This is a genomic window from Camelimonas sp. ID_303_24 (assembly GCF_053543495.1).
Genome location: NZ_JBLLJM010000013.1, coordinates 87,498 through 103,568, shown reverse-complemented (window position 1 = coordinate 103,568; position 16,071 = coordinate 87,498). Strand labels below are relative to the sequence as shown.

The window sequence follows — 16,071 nt, the reverse complement described above, 5'->3', positions numbered from 1 at the left end:
GTGCATGACGCCCCCTGGCCGGTCGGGGTATGCCAAACCGTCCCTCGCGCCTTGCCCGGAAAACATTTTTCCGTTTCAACCTTCGCCGGATTGCCAGCGCGCGCGGAAACGTGTCCATTCCGCCAGAAAACGCCGTACTCCGGAGACCTGCCCCATGACGTCGATGTACGCTCGCGATCTTGATCGCGTCCCGGCGAATTTCCAGCCGCTCACGCCGCTGACCTATCTGGCGCGGGCAGCCGCGACGTTTCCGGAGCATGTGGCCGTCATTCATGGCGGCCTGCGGCGCAGCTATCGCGAGCTTTACGCCCGCAGCCGCCGCCTCGCCTCGGCCCTGCGCCAGGCCGGCGTCGGCCGCCTCGACACGGTTTCGGTCATGCTGACCAACACGCCGGAAATGGTGGAGTGCCACTACGGCGTTCCCATGTGCGGCGCGGTGCTCAATACCCTCAACACCCGCCTCGACGCGGCCATTCTCGCCTTCACGCTGGATCACGCCGAAACGAAGGTGCTGATCACCGACAGGGAATTTTCCGCCGTCGTGAAGGAGGCGCTGGGCCTGGCGAAAGTGGCGCCGCTGGTCATCGACGTTGATGATCCCGAGTTCGACGGGCGCGGCGAGCGCCTTGGCGCCCAGGACTATGAGGCGTTCATTGCCGCTGGCGACCCGGAGTTCGCCTGGGTGCACCCGGATGACGAGTGGGACGCCATCTCGCTGAACTACACCTCCGGCACCACCGGCGACCCCAAGGGCGTGGTCTATCACCATCGCGGCGCGGCGCTGCTGGCCATGGGCAATGTCATCAGCTGCGGCATGCAGAAGCATCCGGTCTATCTGTGGACGCTGCCGATGTTCCACTGCAACGGCTGGTGCTTCCCGTGGACGGTATCGGTCGTCGCCGGAACCCATGTCTGTCTGCGCCAGGTGCGCGCCAGCGCCATTTACGCCGCCATCGCCGACCATGGCGCCACCCATCTGTGCGGCGCGCCCATCGTCATGGCCACCCTGCTCAACGCCCCCGACGACGAGAAACGCGCCTTCAGCCACAAGGTCGCCTTCACCACCGCCGCCGCGCCGCCGCCCGAGGCGGTGCTGGCCGGCATGGCCACCGCCGGCTTCGAGGTCACCCACGTCTACGGCCTCACCGAGAGCTATGGCCCCGCCGTCGTCAATGAATGGCATGCGGAATGGAATGCGCTGCCGGCGGCGGAGCAGGCCACGAAGAAAGCCCGCCAGGGCGTGCCTTACCCTGTGCTCGACGGTCTCGCCGTGCTGCATCCGGACACCATGGAGCCCATGCCCGCCGACGGCGAAAGCCTTGGCGAGGTGATGATGCGCGGCAACGTCATCATGAAGGGCTATCTGAAGAACCCCGCCGCGACGCAAAAGGCCTTCGCCGGCGGCTGGTTCCACACGGGCGACCTCGGCGTCATGCACCCCGACGGCTACATCCAGCTGAAGGACCGCTCGAAGGACATCATCATCTCCGGCGGCGAGAATATTTCATCGATCGAGGTGGAGGACGCGCTCTACAAGCACCCGGCCGTCGCCAGCGTCGCCGTGGTGGCGAAGCCCGACGACAAATGGGGCGAAACCCCCTGCGCCTTTGTCGAACTGAAGCCAGGCAAGACGGCGACGGCGGAAGAGCTGCTGGACTGGTGCCGGCAAAACCTGGCCCGCTACAAGGTCCCGCGCGCCATCGTTTTCGCCGAGATTCCCAAAACCTCGACCGGCAAGCTGCAGAAATTCCAGTTGCGCGAAAAGGCCCGCAACCTGCCGTGAGGCCGGCAGCCCGCGCGCAACCGGCAGCCGGGATCGCGCGCGGGCGCCAAAGAAAAGGCCAATAAAAAAGGGCGCGGCGTAATGCGCCGAACCCCAAACTTGAAAGATCAGTTATATGCTCTTGCCGGGCGCCTGCCAGCACCCGCTGACCCATGTGCGAACCGGCTGCGGCAGCCGCGGACGACGGTCAGTGCAGGGAGGCCGCCGCAAGCGGCATATCCACCTGCTGGCGCAGACGCGCGATCTCGTCCTTCAGCTGCAGCTTTTTGCGCTTGAGCTCACTCAGGGCGATATCGGGCGTAGCCGGCTGCCTCCGTGCGACTTCCAGTTCCCGTTCAACAGCGCGATGACGCTTTTCCAGTTCGGACAGATGGGACTGCACGCTCATGGCGTATCCTTTCGTCGTTGCGGACGACGGAAGTGTGACATGCCGAAGATGGCCATTGGAAGGCCCCCATTCGGGCGCCAGCGCCGGCGAGGCGACGGCCATTCGCCACGCCGATCATGTCCCGACGCGTCCTTTTGGGAGGTTTCCGGTGATTCCCGCACGCTGCCCGCGCCATATCGGCGCTGCCCTTACGGACTGCCGCAGCGGCGCATCACACAATTGTGATACCTTGCCCTGCATGTCGCCGGCCCGCATAATCCGGCGGGGAAATTGCCCGGCGCAACAATCCGCGAACTCTCCGCAGCAGGCTGGAGTTTGCGCAGGCAGGAGTATGCCCAGGCTGGAGTTTGCCCGACAGGCTCCGGCACAACGATCCGCGCCAATCACGGGCAGCTACGACCTGCAGCTACGACCTGCAACAACGACCTGGATGCATGATGATCGAGTCCAACGAACCAGGCGCCGAACCAGCAACGATCGTCCTCCCCCCGAGGGCCGCGAACGCCGCACCGGAGGACGCCTCCGACCGGCTCGGGGTCGAGCTGGCGCGCCTGCGTCAGGAGCACCGCGACCTCGACGCCGCCATCGCCGCCCTGGGCGAAGCCGGCAGCGTTGACCTGCTGCAATTGCAGCGGCTGAAGAAGCGCAAGCTCCTGCTCAAGGACCGCATCCGGCGGCTGCAGGATGAGCTCACGCCGGACATTATCGCCTGAGGTTTTTCCAGGCCGCCGCTGTTCGCGGGCAATACCCCCCTGTCCGAAAAGACTTGACCCTTCGGCCGAAAAGACTTGCGCGCCGTCCAGGCTCCCGATAACAGCGCTTTTTCTGTGTGAGAGATCTTGATGGCCAGAAGCACGGGCGACAGATCCCGAAAGGGTGCTGACGCGGCGGTTCCCGTCGCGATTATCATGGGCAGCCAGTCCGACTGGGCGACCATGCGGCACGCCTCGGAAACGCTGGCGGCGCTTGGCGTCGGCCACGAAAGCCGCATCGTCTCGGCCCACCGCACGCCGGAGCGGCTGTATGACTTCGCCCGCGGAGCGCGCGACGCCGGCTTCAGGGTCGTCATCGCCGGCGCCGGCGGCGCGGCCCATCTGCCCGGCATGGCCGCGGCGCTGACGCCCCTGCCGGTGTTCGGCGTGCCGGTCGAATCAAAGACGCTGTCGGGCAAGGACAGCCTGCTCTCCATCGTGCAGATGCCAGGCGGCGTGCCGGTGGGCACCCTCGCCATTGGCAAGGCCGGCGCCATCAACGCCGCGCTGCTCGCCGCCGCCGTGCTCGCCCTGAACGACGCCGACCTCGCCGCCCGCCTCGATGCGTGGCGCGCCAGCCAGACCGCCAGCGTCGCGGAATTCCCCACGGACGACTGAAATCCATGCCAGCGGCGGCCGCCTCCCTGCGACGGCAACCGCCCCGATGAGATCCGAAACGTGATGCTGCAACCAGGCGCAACCATTGGCATTCTGGGCGGCGGCCAACTCGGCCGCATGATGGCCATCGCCGCCGCGGGCTATGGGCTGAAGGTTTGCGTCTATTGCCCGGACGCCGGCAGCCCGGCCTTCGAGGTGGCCGCCAGCCATATACAGGCGGCCTGGGACGACGAGACGGCGCTCGCGGATTTCTGCGCCCGCGTCGACGTCATCACCTATGAATTCGAGAACATCCCGGCCGCGACCGTCGCCTTCCTGATGGCGCGCAAGCCCATGGCCCCCGGCCTCGCCGCCCTGGAGACCTCGCAGGACCGGCTGACGGAAAAGACCTTCGTCGCCGGCCTCGGCATTGGGGTGGCGCCGTTCGCCCAGGTCGATTCGGTCGCCGATCTCGAAGCGGCGCTGGAGCGGCTGGGTCGCCCGGCGATCCTGAAGACGCGCCGCTTCGGCTATGACGGCAAGGGCCAGGTCCGCATCAACGACGGCGACAGCGCCGCTGCGGCATTCGCCGCCATTGGGGCGGCGCCGGCGATCCTGGAAGGCTTCGTGCCGTTCGATCGCGAGATTTCCGTTATCGCGGCGCGTAGCGCGACAGGCGAATTCGCCGCCTTCGACGTGTGCGAGAATGTTCACCGCCACCATATTCTCGACGTCACCAGCATCCCGGCCAGCATTGCCCCAATGGTGCAGGAAAAGGCTGTGGCGGCGGCGCGCGCCATCGCCGGAGCGCTCAGCTATATCGGCGTGCTGACCGTGGAAATGTTTGTGCTGGCCGATGGCGAAACGCTGCTGGTCAACGAAACCGCGCCGCGCGTGCACAACTCTGGCCACTGGACCATTGAGGGCGCCCGCACCTCACAATTCCAGCAGCACATCCGCGCCGTCTGCGGCTGGCCGCTGGGCGACGCCACGCGGCTTGGCCGGGCGACCATGACCAATCTGATCGGCGACGACATCGACGCCTGGCGGACGATTCTGGCCGAACCGGGCGCCAGCCTGCATCTGTATGGCAAGGCCGAGGCGCGCCCCGGCCGCAAGATGGGCCACGTCACCCGGATCATCCCGGAATAGGTCACGCGGAACTGTTCACGCTTGCGGCCTGACGGGCCGGGCCGGGTTGCCCACCACCGTGGCGCCGGCGGCCACATCGCGCGTCACCACCGCCCCCGCGCCAATGATCGCCCCGTCGCCCACGCTGACGCCAGGCGTGATGATCGCCCCGCCGCCGATCCAGACGTCGGCGCCAATGCGCACCGGCTTGCCGAATTCGATGCCTTTGGCCCGGCTGGCCGCGTCGCGGGGATGATCCGCCGCATAGATCTGCACCATCGGGCCAATCTGCGTGCGCGCGCCGACCGTGACGGCGCAGACATCGAGAATCACGCAATTGAAGTTGAGGAACACGCCGTCGGCCAGCGTGATATTGAAGCCATAGTCGCAATGAAACGGCGGCCGCACCACGGCGCCGGCGCCCACGCCGCCCAGCCGTTCGGCCAGCAGCGCCCGGCGGTCGTCCGGCGACGCCGCCAGGGCCGCGTTATAGCGCGCCAGCCAGGCGAAGGTCGCCCGCGCCTCGGCCTGCAATTCCGCATCGCCCGGATCATAGGATTCGCCAGCCAGCATCTTCTGTTTCTCGCTGCGCAGCATCACGGCCCACTCCTCTTTTCATCAGGCTGTTCTGGCCATAGACGCGGAGCCTGGCGATTTCGCGTCAGCCATTCCGGCCATGAGACGCTGATTCAGCGATTGCGCCGAACTGGCTCCAGAAACTCGCAAACACGTCATGCTCTATGGACACGATGGCGGTTATCTGGTACCGCAAGTCCAACGGCGCCATGTATCGTTCGCTCCGAACGGTAGCCTTTTTTCAATTCAAACACTGGGACGAATTCGCGTGCAGGTACTTGTCCGTGACAACAACGTCGACCAGGCCCTCCGGGCCCTGAAGAAGAAGCTGCAGCGGGAAGGCGTTTTCCGCGAGATGAAGCTTCGCGACCATTACGAGAAGCCCTCCGAGAAGCGCGCCCGCGAAAAGGCCGAGGCCGTCCGCCGCGCCCGCAAGCTGGCCCGCAAGAAGCTGCAGCGCGAAGGCCTGCTGCCGATGAAGGCGCGCGCCAGCCGCTAAGGCCCGCCAGCCGCAGCCATGATCGCTGCGGCCCTGCGTGTCCGCGCCAGTTTGCCGGGATGACCTGGCGGTTCAGCCGCCGGTCCGGATACAGATTTCGCAGACGCGTCTGACGGCCCCACGGGGCCGTTTGTCGTTTCTGGAACAGGGCCAACCTGAAACAGGCCCGGTCTGGAGCAGACAACCCGCCCGCGCCCGGCGAAAAAGCCCCGAAAGAGCGCCCCGAAAGAGCACCCTGAGAGAGCATCCGGCGAAAGAGCGCCCGGAGGGGCGCCAAGCGTGCGCCAGGAGCGCGGCCAGAGCAGATGGGCATGCGTGCCTTCGCCTATCCGGTGAGGCATATGGGCCCGCAACGCCCGGCGCCCGGCGTTTCGCCGCCGGCGCAGTCCGCCAGCCCAGCCCCTTTGCAGCCCGCCATTCCGGCGCCGTTTGTTAACCAGGTTCCGTCATATGCTGGGAGAATCCGTCCCGGACCGGTGTGCGACGCGGTCACGCCGCGCCACAAAGCACGCCTGTCGGGCGCCTGGTTCAGCGTCCGCCACATGCTCGCCCAGATTGGCTGCATGGACAATGAACCCGAGTTCAGTCTGATCGCCGGCAGGACAAGCGTCGCCTGCCGTATCTGTCGAGGGATCGCCGTGCCACTGTCCATGTCCAGACCAGCCGCCGCGGCCCTGTCCGCCGTCGCGCTCGCGCTCGCCCTCGCGGCCTGCGGCGAAACCGTCAATCCGCAGCGTTCGACCAATATCGCCGAGGTGGTGAACCAGGACCCGGCGGTGACCGGCGCCAATATCGGTTCGCTGAGCGAGGCGATCCGCGCCAATCCCAACGACGCCCGCGCCTACAATACGCGTGGGACGGCCTACGCCCGCACCGGCGACTATCGCAAGGCGATGGACGACTTCAACCAGGCCATCCGTCTCGATCCCAATGACGCGGCCGCCTACAACAATCGCGGCCTCGCCTATCGCCAGACCGGCAACAGCCAGGCAGCGGCGCAGGACTTCTCCAGCGCCATCACCGCCAACCCGAACTATGCGCCGGCCTACATCGCCCGCGCCAATCTGCGCCGCGCCCAGAACGATCTCACCGGCGCCCTGTCCGATCTCGACAACGCCATCCGCCTGAACCCTGAGTCGGCTGAGGCGCGGCATTCGCGCGGCCTCGTTTACCAGCGGCAGGGCAGCCACGCCCAGGCAGTGCAGGACTTCAGCTCCGCCGTCGACCGCAACCCGTTCGTGGCGGCCCCCTACGCGGCGCGCGGCCAGAGCGAGCTGGCGCTGGGTCACAATGACAAGGCGCTTGAGGATTTCAACGCGGCGCTGAACGTCAACAACAAGCTGGCGGACGCCTGGGCCGGCCGTGGCCTCGCCCAGGAAAAGCTCGGCAATGTCCAGGAGGCGCGCGGCTCGTTCAACAGCGCCCTCGGCATTGATCCGAACAATGAGGTGGCCCGCACCGCCCTGCGCCGCCTCGGCGGCTGACCCCGGAATCCGTCGGCTCCTGCAAAATCCGCCGGGGGCTGCAAAATCCGCCAGGGTCTGATGGAAACCGCCGTCAGGGCCCGGCAGGCTTCAGGCGCGCCTTGCCGCAAGCAAACTGCCCGGCTCCTCGAAAAAAAGCCCGGCTCCACATGGAGCCGGGCTTTTTTATCTGGAAGGTCGCCCCGCCTGAATGGCGGCGGGGCCCTGCGCGTCAGAGCAGGAACCAGGCCATCAGCACCAGAATGAGAATGATGGCGCCGACGCCCCACTTCGAACCCTTGAGGAAGCCCTCATAGGTGTTCTCATGCGCCGGATAGTCCATGTCCGGATGTCCGCCCGTCGTGACGGCGTTCGAATGGTTCGCCATGTTCCTGGTTTTCCCCGATTGAGAGCGTTTCGTTGTCGTGTGGCCGTCCGCGCGGCGGCGGACGCAAAAACTCAAAGCTGATCTAGCCGAAGCGCGGGCCGCTGGCAAATGCCCGTTGCGTCTCAGGCTCCGGGCTGGTCAAGCCCCGCCTGCGCCAGCGCCACTCCCTGCCGTTCGGCCAGCCCTTGCGGAGTGAAGCCGGCAATGGTTTCCGCGAACATCCGGTGAAAATTCAGCCGGGCGTCGAGGTGCAAAAACACCGCGCCCAGCCCCACCGCCGCCCGGTCCATGAAAACGAACTCGCGCGGTATCCTGAGCGGCCCCAGCTGTCGCAACGCCTGGTGCACCTGGAACGCCTCGCGCCGCCCATAGGCGCCGGGCGCGACGCCATCTGCAATGGTCCGCTCCCGATCGTCGAGCAACGGGCCGTAGATGAACCGCGCCCAGACGTTGAGCACCGCGATCACATCGGCGTTGAGGTTGGCGAAGCCCCACGTCTCATAGGCATGGGCGACCTGATCCGGCCGGTCATGCAGCAGGCCCTCGTACAGGGCGACGACGCCGCTGACGAAACGCGGCGAAAACACCCGGACGCAGCCATAATCGAGCAGATTGACGCCCTCCGGCTCGCCGGACGCGCCGGTGAACACGGTGTAATTGCCCGGATGCGGGTCGCCGTGGATGACGCCGAACCGGCCGAAGGGCCGCCACCAGGCGGCAAACATGGCCTCGGCCAGCCGGTTGCGAATCGCCTGTGCCTCATCGCGCCGCTCCAGCATCGGCCCGCCGTCGAGCCAGGTCAGGGTCAGCAACCGGCCGGTCGACAGCTCCGGCCGGACGCGCGGCGTGCGCACCTCCGCCACGTCGGCGAGCATGTGATTGTAGAGCGCCACATGCTTCGCCTCCCGGAGATAATCCAGCTCTTCCCGCAGACGTTCGGCCAGCTCCACGGCGATGTCGCGGGTGTCGATCGCCGCGCCCATGCGCCGGTGCAGCGCCAGCGCCACGTCGAGTTGCTTCAGATCGGCGGCGACGGCCGATTGCATGTCGGGATATTGCAGTTTGCACGCCAGAGCCTCGCCATCGGGGCTGCTGGCCCGGTGCACCTGGCCGAGGGAGGCGGCGGCCGCCGGGGTGAGGTCGAAACTGGCGAAGCGCCCGCGCCAGTCGGCGCCCAGCTCGGCCATCATGCGCCGGCGCACGAAGGCCGGTCCCATGGGCGGCGCCTGCGACTGCAGCTTCTGGAACTCCGCCGCATATTCCGGCGGAACCAGATCGGGAATGGCGGCGACCAGTTGCGCCACCTTCATCAACGGCCCCTTCAGGCCACCCAGCGCTGCGGCCAGCGCCGCAGCCTCAGCGGCCGGATCACCGCCGCGCAGCCGCGCCCCGGCGACGCGCGCCGCCGCCCCGCCAAGCCCGGCGCCAACACGGGCATAGCGCGCCATGCGGGCGCCGAAGCGGTTGCCTTCCCTGTCCTGCTCGCCGCTCACGCTGGTCCTTTCCATAAACCGGGGCCCTTTCTGTCACCCCGCCTCAGGGCAACACGGCTTCCGCCTCGATCTCCACGCTCGCGGCCGGATCAAGCAGCGCCGTCACGCCGACGATGGTCATGGCCGGGAAGTGCCGGCCCAGCGAGGCGCCCCAGGCCGCGCCAACCGCCGCGCCATGGGCGTTGAAGTCGCCAATTTGCGTCAGATACGCGCGCAGCGAGACGATATGCTCCGCCCTGCCGCCAGCCGCCTGCACCACCGCCACCACATTGGCCAGGGCCTGGGTGAATTGCGCGCCGAAATCCGCATCCGCCGCCACATGATGCGCCCCTGGCGCCACGCCGGTCTGGCCGGCGACGCGCAATGCGCGACCACCCGTGGTCACCACGCCCTGGGCGTAACCACGCGGACGCGGCCAGCCTTCCGGCAGAATTGCCGTGAATCCAATATCCGACATAGATTTCCTCCCGTATTTTTTCAGTTTTGAACGGTCTGCGGCAGGCCCGTTGGGCTTGGCGTCAGTCCGGCAGGCTTTCGAGTTCGGCAATGAAGCCCTCGATCATGCCAAGACCAATCTGCCAGAACGCCGGATCGGCGGCGTTGAGGCCGAAGGGGGCCAGCAGCTCCGAATGGTGCCTGGTGCCGCCGGCCGCCAGCATCTCCAGGTACCGTTCGGCAAAGCCTTCGCGGGCGTTCTGGTAGACGCCGTAGAGCGAGTTCACCAGGCAGTCGCCGAAGGCGTAAGCGTAGACATAGAACGGCGAATGGATGAAGTGCGGGATGTAGGCCCACCAGGCGCCGTAGTCGTCGCCAAGCCGGATCGCCGGGCCAAGGCTCTCCGCCTGCACCTCCAGCCAGAAGGTCGCGAGTTGCTCGCTGGTCAGTTCGCCCTGGCGGCGCGCCTCATGCACCTTGCGCTCAAAGCTGTAGAAGGCGATCTGGCGCACCACCGTATTGATCATGTCCTCCACCTTGGCGGCGAGCATGACCTTGCGCTCCTGCGGCGGCGCGGCGTCGAGCATGCGGCGGAAGGTGAGCATCTCGCCGAATACCGAGGCGGTTTCCGCCAGGGTCAGCGGCGTCGGGGCCATCAGCGCGCCCTGGCGGGCGGCCAGCACCTGGTGCACGCCATGGCCCAGCTCGTGCGCCAGGGTCATCACGTCGCGCGGCTTGCCGAGATAATTCAGCATCACATAGGGATGGGCCGAGGGCACCGTCGGGTGGGCGAAGGCGCCGGGCGCCTTGCCAGGCCGCACTGGCGCGTCGATCCAGTTCTCGTCGAAGAAACGGCGGGCGATGCGCTCCATCTCAGGGGTGAATTCGCCATAGGCCGACAGCACCGTATCGCGCGCCTCATCCCAGCGGATGGTGCGCTGCGCTGATTTTGGCAATGGCGCATTGCGATCCCAATAGTCGAGCTGCTCCTTGCCGAACCAGCGCGCCTTCAGGCGGTAGTAGCGGTGCGACAGGCGTGGATAGGCGTCGCGCACGGCGCTCACCATGGCGTCCACCACCTCGCGCTCCACCCGGTTGGCCAGATGGCGGGCGTCGGCCACGTCGCTGAAACCGCGCCAGCGGTCGGAGATGTCCTTGTCCTTGGCCAGGGTGTTGGTGATCAGCGTGAAGGTGCGGATATTGTCGGAGAACACCTTGCCCAGCGCCGCCGCGGCGGCCTTGCGCTTTTCAGGGTCGGCGTCCTGCAGCAGGTTCAGGGTCGGCTCGATCGACAGGCTGGCGCCATCGATCTCGAAACGCAGGGCCGCGATGGTCTCGTCGAACAGGCGGTTCCAGGCGCTGACGCCGGTCACCGATTTTTCGTGAAACAGCCGCTCCACGTCGTCTGACAGCTCGTAGGGCTTCTCCTTGCGCATGTCGTCCAGCCACGGGCGCCAGTGCGCCAGTTCCTGGCTGTTGCGCAAATGCCCCCAGGCCGCGTCGTCGAGGCGGTTCAGCTCCAGCTGGAAGAACAGCAGATGGGCGCTGGCCGCAGTGGCGCGCTCCTGGGCGTCGCCATAGAATTTGGCGTGGGCCGGGGCCGAGGTGTCGCCGAAATAGATCAGCCCGGCATAGGACATGATGCGGCCAAGCGTTTCGGAAATCGCTTCGAAGGCGCGGATCGCCCTGTCCAGCTCGCCAGGGCCGCCAGCCTCGCCGGCCAGCGCGGCGATGCGCCCGCGCCAGGCGTCGGCGAAATCGGCGCAGCGCCCTTCGATACTGTCGAAATCAGCCTTGAAGGCGTCCGAATCCATCCCCGGATACAGCGCCGAGAGGTCCCAGCGCGGCAGGTCGCCCAGTTCCGGCGCCACCCCGGCCCCGACCTTTTCGGGGCTGCGGGCGACGGACAAACTGCTCGTCACTGAAACGGCGCGCGACATCAACACTCTCCAGATCTCTTCCAGGACATGCAGCCAGCGAACCGGCGGCTGCGCCCCTAAGGTGGCGATGCCAACGCCATGTGGCAATGCGCTGGCGCACGGCGACGGAATCTTTGGAAAACCGCCAGAGCCGGACCCGGCGGCCGGCCGGCGCAGGCGCCGGCGCTGCGGCGCAACCGCCAGGAAGCGGCGCGCGACATATTCCGCCGGCAATCCGGGAAATCTGCCGACAGCGTTAACACGGACTTTACCGTTGTGCGCCAGCATGCCCCGTAACGACACATCCGACAGTCCGTCGGCACAATTGCGCAGCCGGTCCCCCGGTCCTGCGCGCGAACGCGGACAGAAGGACAGGGCAAAACTCCGGCCAGCCTGACCGGAGTTTCGCCCGGAGCATGAAAGCGACAGCCGCGAATGGCGATCCCGGTCATGGCGACACAGCCCAGCAACAGCGCGCCGCCCATCTGCGGCGAACGGTTTTCAGGTGAGCTGGCGAATCCGGCTTCCCTGACAAATCCGGCGCACGCCCGGCTGCCGGTGGGTGCGCCCGGCGACGACATGGTGCTGGTGGTTTGCGACGGACAGCCGGACCGGCAGTTGCGCGCCGCACTCGCGACCCTCGCCGCCCAGGAGCGCGTGGTCGTTTGGGTCGCCCCCGGCCTCGCGGCGGTACAGAACATCCTTGCCGCGCAGAACAGTTCCGCCGGACAGCCGGGCGGCCTCAGGGCCGTGGTCGCGGCCGACGGCGACGAGGCGGCGCCGGTGCTCGATCTGCTCGAAATTTTGCGGACGCTGGGCGTCAGCGCGCCGCTGCTGGCCGCCCCACCGCAATCGCCGTTCGACGTGGCGGTTCTACAGGACGCCGGCGTTGAATTTCTGGCTGGCGTCACGCCCGAGCGCCAGATGCGCAGCCTGCTGGAGCGGTTGCAAAACGCCCAGGGCGATGCGCCCGGCGGCCGGCGCGGCGAACGTCGCGCCGAACTGTCGCTGGACGATCTCGCCGCCGCTGGCGAAACCATGGCCCGGGCGTCCGCCCAGGGCCGGCGCGCCCTGCGCACCGGACTGCCGGTGCTGGTGGAAGGCGCGCGGGGCTCCGGAAAATTCACCCTGATCCGGGCGCTGCACGCCGCCGGCATGCGCCGCCAGCGCCCGCTGCGCCAGCTCGATGCGCCCATGCTGCGCGCGGGTCTCGACGCCGCCATCGCCGCCATGGGCGTCGACGTGGAGCGCGGCCTGATCAATGACGAGGCTGGCGGGTCGCTGTATCTGCGCAATGTCGATCGCTGGCCGGCGCCCGCCCAGGCGGCGCTGGCGGAATTGCTGCGCCGACGCGGCGCCCGCCACGGCCGCGTGACCGCTGCATCGCCGCTGCGCATTTTCGCCGGCTCGCGCCAGCCGCTGATTGACCTGGTGCGCGAGGGCCGGTTTCGCGAGGACCTGTATTATCTGCTGTCGGTCGCGCCGCTGACCCTGACGCCGCTGGCCCTGCGGCCGGAGGATATTCCGGGCATGGCCCAGGCCATGCTGGAGCGCCTGCGCGCCGGGCGCGCCGCGCCGCTGCAGCGGGATTTTCCCGAGGCTTTCAGCGACGCCGCCTTGCAGCGGCTGCAATCCGACGCCTGGCCAGGCAACGCCAGCCAGTTGCGGGCGCGGGTGCTGCGCGCCGCCCATGCGGCGTCTGGCCCCGTCATCACCGCCGACCACGTGGCGCCGCCGCGCCCCACGGACGCGCTGGCCGGCGACGCCGGCTTCTGGCTGACAGAGGACATGTCGGCGGACATGGCGACCGACGGCGGCGCGCTCCCGCCTGGAGCCTCCCCAGGTACTGGCGGCCAGCTTCACGACATTCTGGATATTTTTGACGGCCAGGGCGATCTGCGACCGCTGGCGGAGATCGAGGCTGGCGTCATCCGCTTCGCGGTGCGCCACTATCGCGGCCAGATGTCCGAGGTGTCCCGTCGCCTGGGGATTGGCCGCTCCACACTCTACCGGAAGCTGAAGGATCTGGACATGATGCCGGAGCGGGACGCGCTGGCGAATTGTGACGCGGCCAGAAGCTGGCCGGAAGGCGCGGCCGCCCAACGATCCTGAACGTATCCGACAGGTGCGCCGGGGTGATCTGACGCATGCCTGATTTACGTATTGCCAGGCGAATCAGCATCAATTCGCCGGACTGAAACATCGTCGGGACGGCGCCAGACCAAAGCGGCGCATGGATACACAAGGTTTGGGGAGCCGAGCTGGCATGACGCTGCGCGCTGACAGGTCGATACTGAGCGTTTTTGCCCTTGCCACGGCGCTGGCGGTGAGCGGCGTCGCCGGAGCACAACCCTATTCCCGGCCCATGCGGCCGGATGTGGCCCAGCCATGGTCCATGGATTCGCAGGATGCGCAGTCCAGCGACGACGATGCGAGGGATTGGAGAGGACAGGAGCCCCAGGGGCGGGATTTTCAGGAACAGGGGCCCCCGGAACAGGAGGCCCCGGAACAGGACTTCCAGAACCAGGAGCCCGAACAGTCGGAGCCGGAAGAGCGCGGGCAGGAAGAGCGCGGGCAGGACGGCCGGCGGGACCAGGACGACCGGCGGGGTGCGGCGCCAGATCATCCCGACGCGCGTCGCGACGACGACGGGGACCGGGGCTACGATCAGGAGCAGCCCCGCACGGACGCGCCAGACGACGGCGCTGACGACGTCAGCGATGACGACATGCAGCAGACCCTTCGGACGGACAGGTCGCAGCAGATCATCACCCTGTACCATGAGCCGCCGACGCCGCCGCTTGTCCAGACGCCCTCTGCCCAGGCGCCCTCTGCCCAGGCGCTCCTTCCCCACGCGCAAACGCCAGACCAGGCCCAGACGGGCGCACAGGCTGGCGCGGCGGCGGCAGGCGGCGACATCACCGCTTCCATCAGCCCTGCCCCGTCAATGGACGCCGCCCGCGACCAGGCGGCTCCCGCATCCCCCCTTCCGGGCGAAACGCCGAGGGCAAACGACGCCATGCGCCCCGCTGTCGCGGCGCCAGCCGACCCGGCGCCTGCCGGCGCACCCGGCGGCGCCAGACCTGTGGAGCCTGGGCAAGCAGCGTCGATCCCGCAGGGTGGATCCGCCTTCCCCGAACTTCCGCCGCCACCCGAAGTCGACGCCAGCGCGCTCCAGGCTGCTTCCCTTCTCGAGCGGGCCCGCGCCCTGCTCGAAACGCCGGCGGCCTTCGCCGGCAGCCGCCTCGACGCCGCCCAGCAGGCGGAATTGCGCAAATTCTATGCGGAGCGCACCGCCCCCCTGTGGATCGAACGCGGCCAGTGGACGGCCGCCGCACGCGCCGTGCAGGGCAAGCTGGAGCATGCCTGGGAAGAAGGCATGGAGCCGGCTGACTACCCCGCCGCGGATCTGCCCACGGTCGGCGCTACGCCAGACGTGCTCGCCGCGGCGGAAATCCGCCAGTCGGTCAATGCGGTGAAATACGCCCGCGACGCCTCCGGCGGCCGCATCGACCTGCCGCGCCTGTCGCGGCTGATCACGCCGAAGCTGGATTTGCCCGGCGCGGCCTCGGTGCTGAACCGTCTGGCCGACGCGGGGAAAAGCGCCGACGCCGACGCGCTGCTCGGCGATTACAATCCGAAACACCCCGGCTATGTCGCCCTGCGCGGCAAGCTGATCGAACTGCGCGCGGCCCGCCCGCCAGAGCCGCCCGTGGCGCGGGTCCCCGAAGGCCCGGCGTTGCGCGTCGGCATGAGCGATCCGCGCGTCTCGCTGGTGCGCAGCCGCCTTGGCCTGACGCCGTCCGAGGACGTGCTGTACGACGGAGCCCTGGCGACGGCGGTGGCGGAATTCCAGCGCCAGCGCGGCCTGAAGCCCACCGGCGTCCTCACCCGGCAGACCGTGGTGGCCATGGCCGGAGATCGCGTGCCCGCCGCCCAGGATGAGACAGCCCTTGTCGTCAACATGGAGCGCTGGCGCTGGCTGCCGCGCGATCTGGGTCCCAACTATATCTTTGTGAACATTCCGGAATACCGGATGCGCGTCGTGCGCGACGGTCACATGACGCATGAGGCGCGCGTGGTGGTCGGCAAGGCGGAAACGCCGACGCCGGTGTTCTCGGACACGATGCAATACGCCGTGGTCAATCCGTACTGGAACGTGCCGCCGTCGATCCTGAAAAAGGAGTTCCTGCCAGGGCTGGCCCGCGACCCGAACTATGCGGCCCGGCGCGGCTACGAGGTGGTGCGGCGCGGCAACAGCATCCACGTGCGCCAGCCGCCGGGCGAGCGCAACGCCCTCGGCCACATCAAGTTCATGTTCCCCAACGATCACGCCGTCTATCTGCACGACACGCCCTCGCGCGCCCTGTTCGGCCGGGACAGGCGCGCGTTCAGCCATGGCTGCGTGCGGGTCGACGATCCGCTGCGCTTCGCGGAACTGGTGCTGGGGCCGCAATGGCCGCAGACGCGAATCAAGAAGATGATCGGCCGCGGCGAGCGCACGGTGCGCCTGCAGGAGCCGCTGCCGATTCACCTCGCCTATTTCACGGCGTCGGTGGATGGGGCCGGCAAATTGCATGCCCGCGAGGATATCTATGGGCTGGACCGCCGCATGCAGACGGTCCTCAGCCAGACGCACCGCTGACC

Annotated in this window: 13 protein-coding genes and 1 pseudogene; 8 read left to right on the top strand and 6 right to left on the bottom strand. The window is 67.9% G+C overall.

Going from position 1 to position 16,071, the window contains the following annotated elements:
- The first annotated feature begins 154 nt into the window (after positions 1–154).
- Complete coding sequence (locus ACERNI_RS13065; protein WP_448833711.1) at positions 155–1,783, top strand: acyl-CoA synthetase; 1,629 nt, start codon at positions 155–157, stop codon at positions 1,781–1,783.
- 187 nt (positions 1,784–1,970) lie between these two features.
- On the opposite strand, the gene ACERNI_RS13060 is transcribed toward ACERNI_RS13065, so the two are convergent.
- Entirely contained in the window at positions 1,971–2,171 is a 201-nt protein-coding gene (locus ACERNI_RS13060; protein ID WP_448833710.1) for a YdcH family protein, read from the bottom strand.
- 437 nt (positions 2,172–2,608) lie between these two features.
- Here ACERNI_RS13060 and ACERNI_RS13055 point away from each other — a divergent pair, with 437 nt between their 5' ends.
- The 3 genes from ACERNI_RS13055 to ACERNI_RS13045 all read left to right on the top strand — a co-directional run bounded on the left by ACERNI_RS13055 (position 2,609) and on the right by ACERNI_RS13045 (position 4,672).
- Positions 2,609–2,884: a YdcH family protein gene (locus ACERNI_RS13055; RefSeq protein ID WP_448833805.1), complete on the top strand. Its 276-nt coding sequence runs from the start codon at positions 2,609–2,611 to the stop codon at positions 2,882–2,884.
- Between the two features lie 129 nt (positions 2,885–3,013).
- Positions 3,014–3,541: a 5-(carboxyamino)imidazole ribonucleotide mutase gene (gene purE / locus ACERNI_RS13050; RefSeq protein ID WP_448833709.1), complete on the top strand. Its 528-nt coding sequence runs from the start codon at positions 3,014–3,016 to the stop codon at positions 3,539–3,541.
- Between the two features lie 63 nt (positions 3,542–3,604).
- Entirely contained in the window at positions 3,605–4,672 is a 1,068-nt protein-coding gene (locus tag ACERNI_RS13045) for a 5-(carboxyamino)imidazole ribonucleotide synthase (protein WP_448833804.1), read from the top strand.
- Positions 4,673–4,687: 15 nt separating this feature from the next.
- On the opposite strand, the gene ACERNI_RS13040 is transcribed toward ACERNI_RS13045, so the two are convergent.
- Positions 4,688–5,248 carry a sugar O-acetyltransferase gene (locus ACERNI_RS13040; protein WP_448833803.1) on the bottom strand — a complete coding sequence of 187 codons (561 nt, stop codon included), beginning with the start codon at positions 5,246–5,248 and terminating at the stop codon, positions 4,688–4,690.
- 247 nt (positions 5,249–5,495) lie between these two features.
- Between ACERNI_RS13040 and rpsU the strand changes: the two are divergent.
- Positions 5,496–5,714, top strand: a pseudogene (rpsU, locus tag ACERNI_RS13035) (30S ribosomal protein S21); the annotation flags it as partial.
- Positions 5,715–6,376: 662 nt separating this feature from the next.
- Positions 6,377–7,210: a tetratricopeptide repeat protein gene (locus ACERNI_RS13030; protein WP_448833708.1), complete on the top strand. Its 834-nt coding sequence runs from the start codon at positions 6,377–6,379 to the stop codon at positions 7,208–7,210.
- Between the two features lie 211 nt (positions 7,211–7,421).
- On the opposite strand, the gene ACERNI_RS13025 is transcribed toward ACERNI_RS13030, so the two are convergent.
- The 4 genes from ACERNI_RS13025 to ACERNI_RS13010 form a co-directional block, all read right to left on the bottom strand.
- A complete protein-coding gene (locus ACERNI_RS13025) occupies positions 7,422–7,577 on the bottom strand; it encodes an aa3-type cytochrome c oxidase subunit IV (RefSeq protein ID WP_448833707.1) in 156 nt (51 codons plus the stop codon).
- Positions 7,578–7,699: 122 nt separating this feature from the next.
- Positions 7,700–9,025 (bottom strand): ABC1 kinase family protein, encoded by a 1,326-nt coding sequence (locus ACERNI_RS13020; protein WP_448833802.1) that lies wholly within the window; start codon positions 9,023–9,025, stop codon positions 7,700–7,702.
- A gap of 88 nt (positions 9,026–9,113) precedes the next feature.
- Positions 9,114–9,527: a RidA family protein gene (locus ACERNI_RS13015; RefSeq protein WP_448833706.1), complete on the bottom strand. Its 414-nt coding sequence runs from the start codon at positions 9,525–9,527 to the stop codon at positions 9,114–9,116.
- Between the two features lie 61 nt (positions 9,528–9,588).
- Positions 9,589–11,445 carry a M3 family oligoendopeptidase gene (locus ACERNI_RS13010; RefSeq protein WP_448833705.1) on the bottom strand — a complete coding sequence of 619 codons (1,857 nt, stop codon included), beginning with the start codon at positions 11,443–11,445 and terminating at the stop codon, positions 9,589–9,591.
- Between the two features lie 429 nt (positions 11,446–11,874).
- Between ACERNI_RS13010 and ACERNI_RS13005 the strand changes: the two genes are divergently transcribed.
- Together ACERNI_RS13005 and ACERNI_RS13000 are read left to right on the top strand one after the other, a co-directional pair.
- Complete coding sequence (locus ACERNI_RS13005; RefSeq protein WP_448833704.1) at positions 11,875–13,536, top strand: sigma 54-interacting transcriptional regulator; 1,662 nt, start codon at positions 11,875–11,877, stop codon at positions 13,534–13,536.
- A gap of 154 nt (positions 13,537–13,690) precedes the next feature.
- On the top strand, positions 13,691–16,069 hold the full coding sequence (locus ACERNI_RS13000; RefSeq protein WP_448833703.1) for a L,D-transpeptidase family protein: 2,379 nt from the start codon (positions 13,691–13,693) through the stop codon (positions 16,067–16,069).
- The last annotated feature ends 2 nt before the right edge of the window (positions 16,070–16,071 follow it).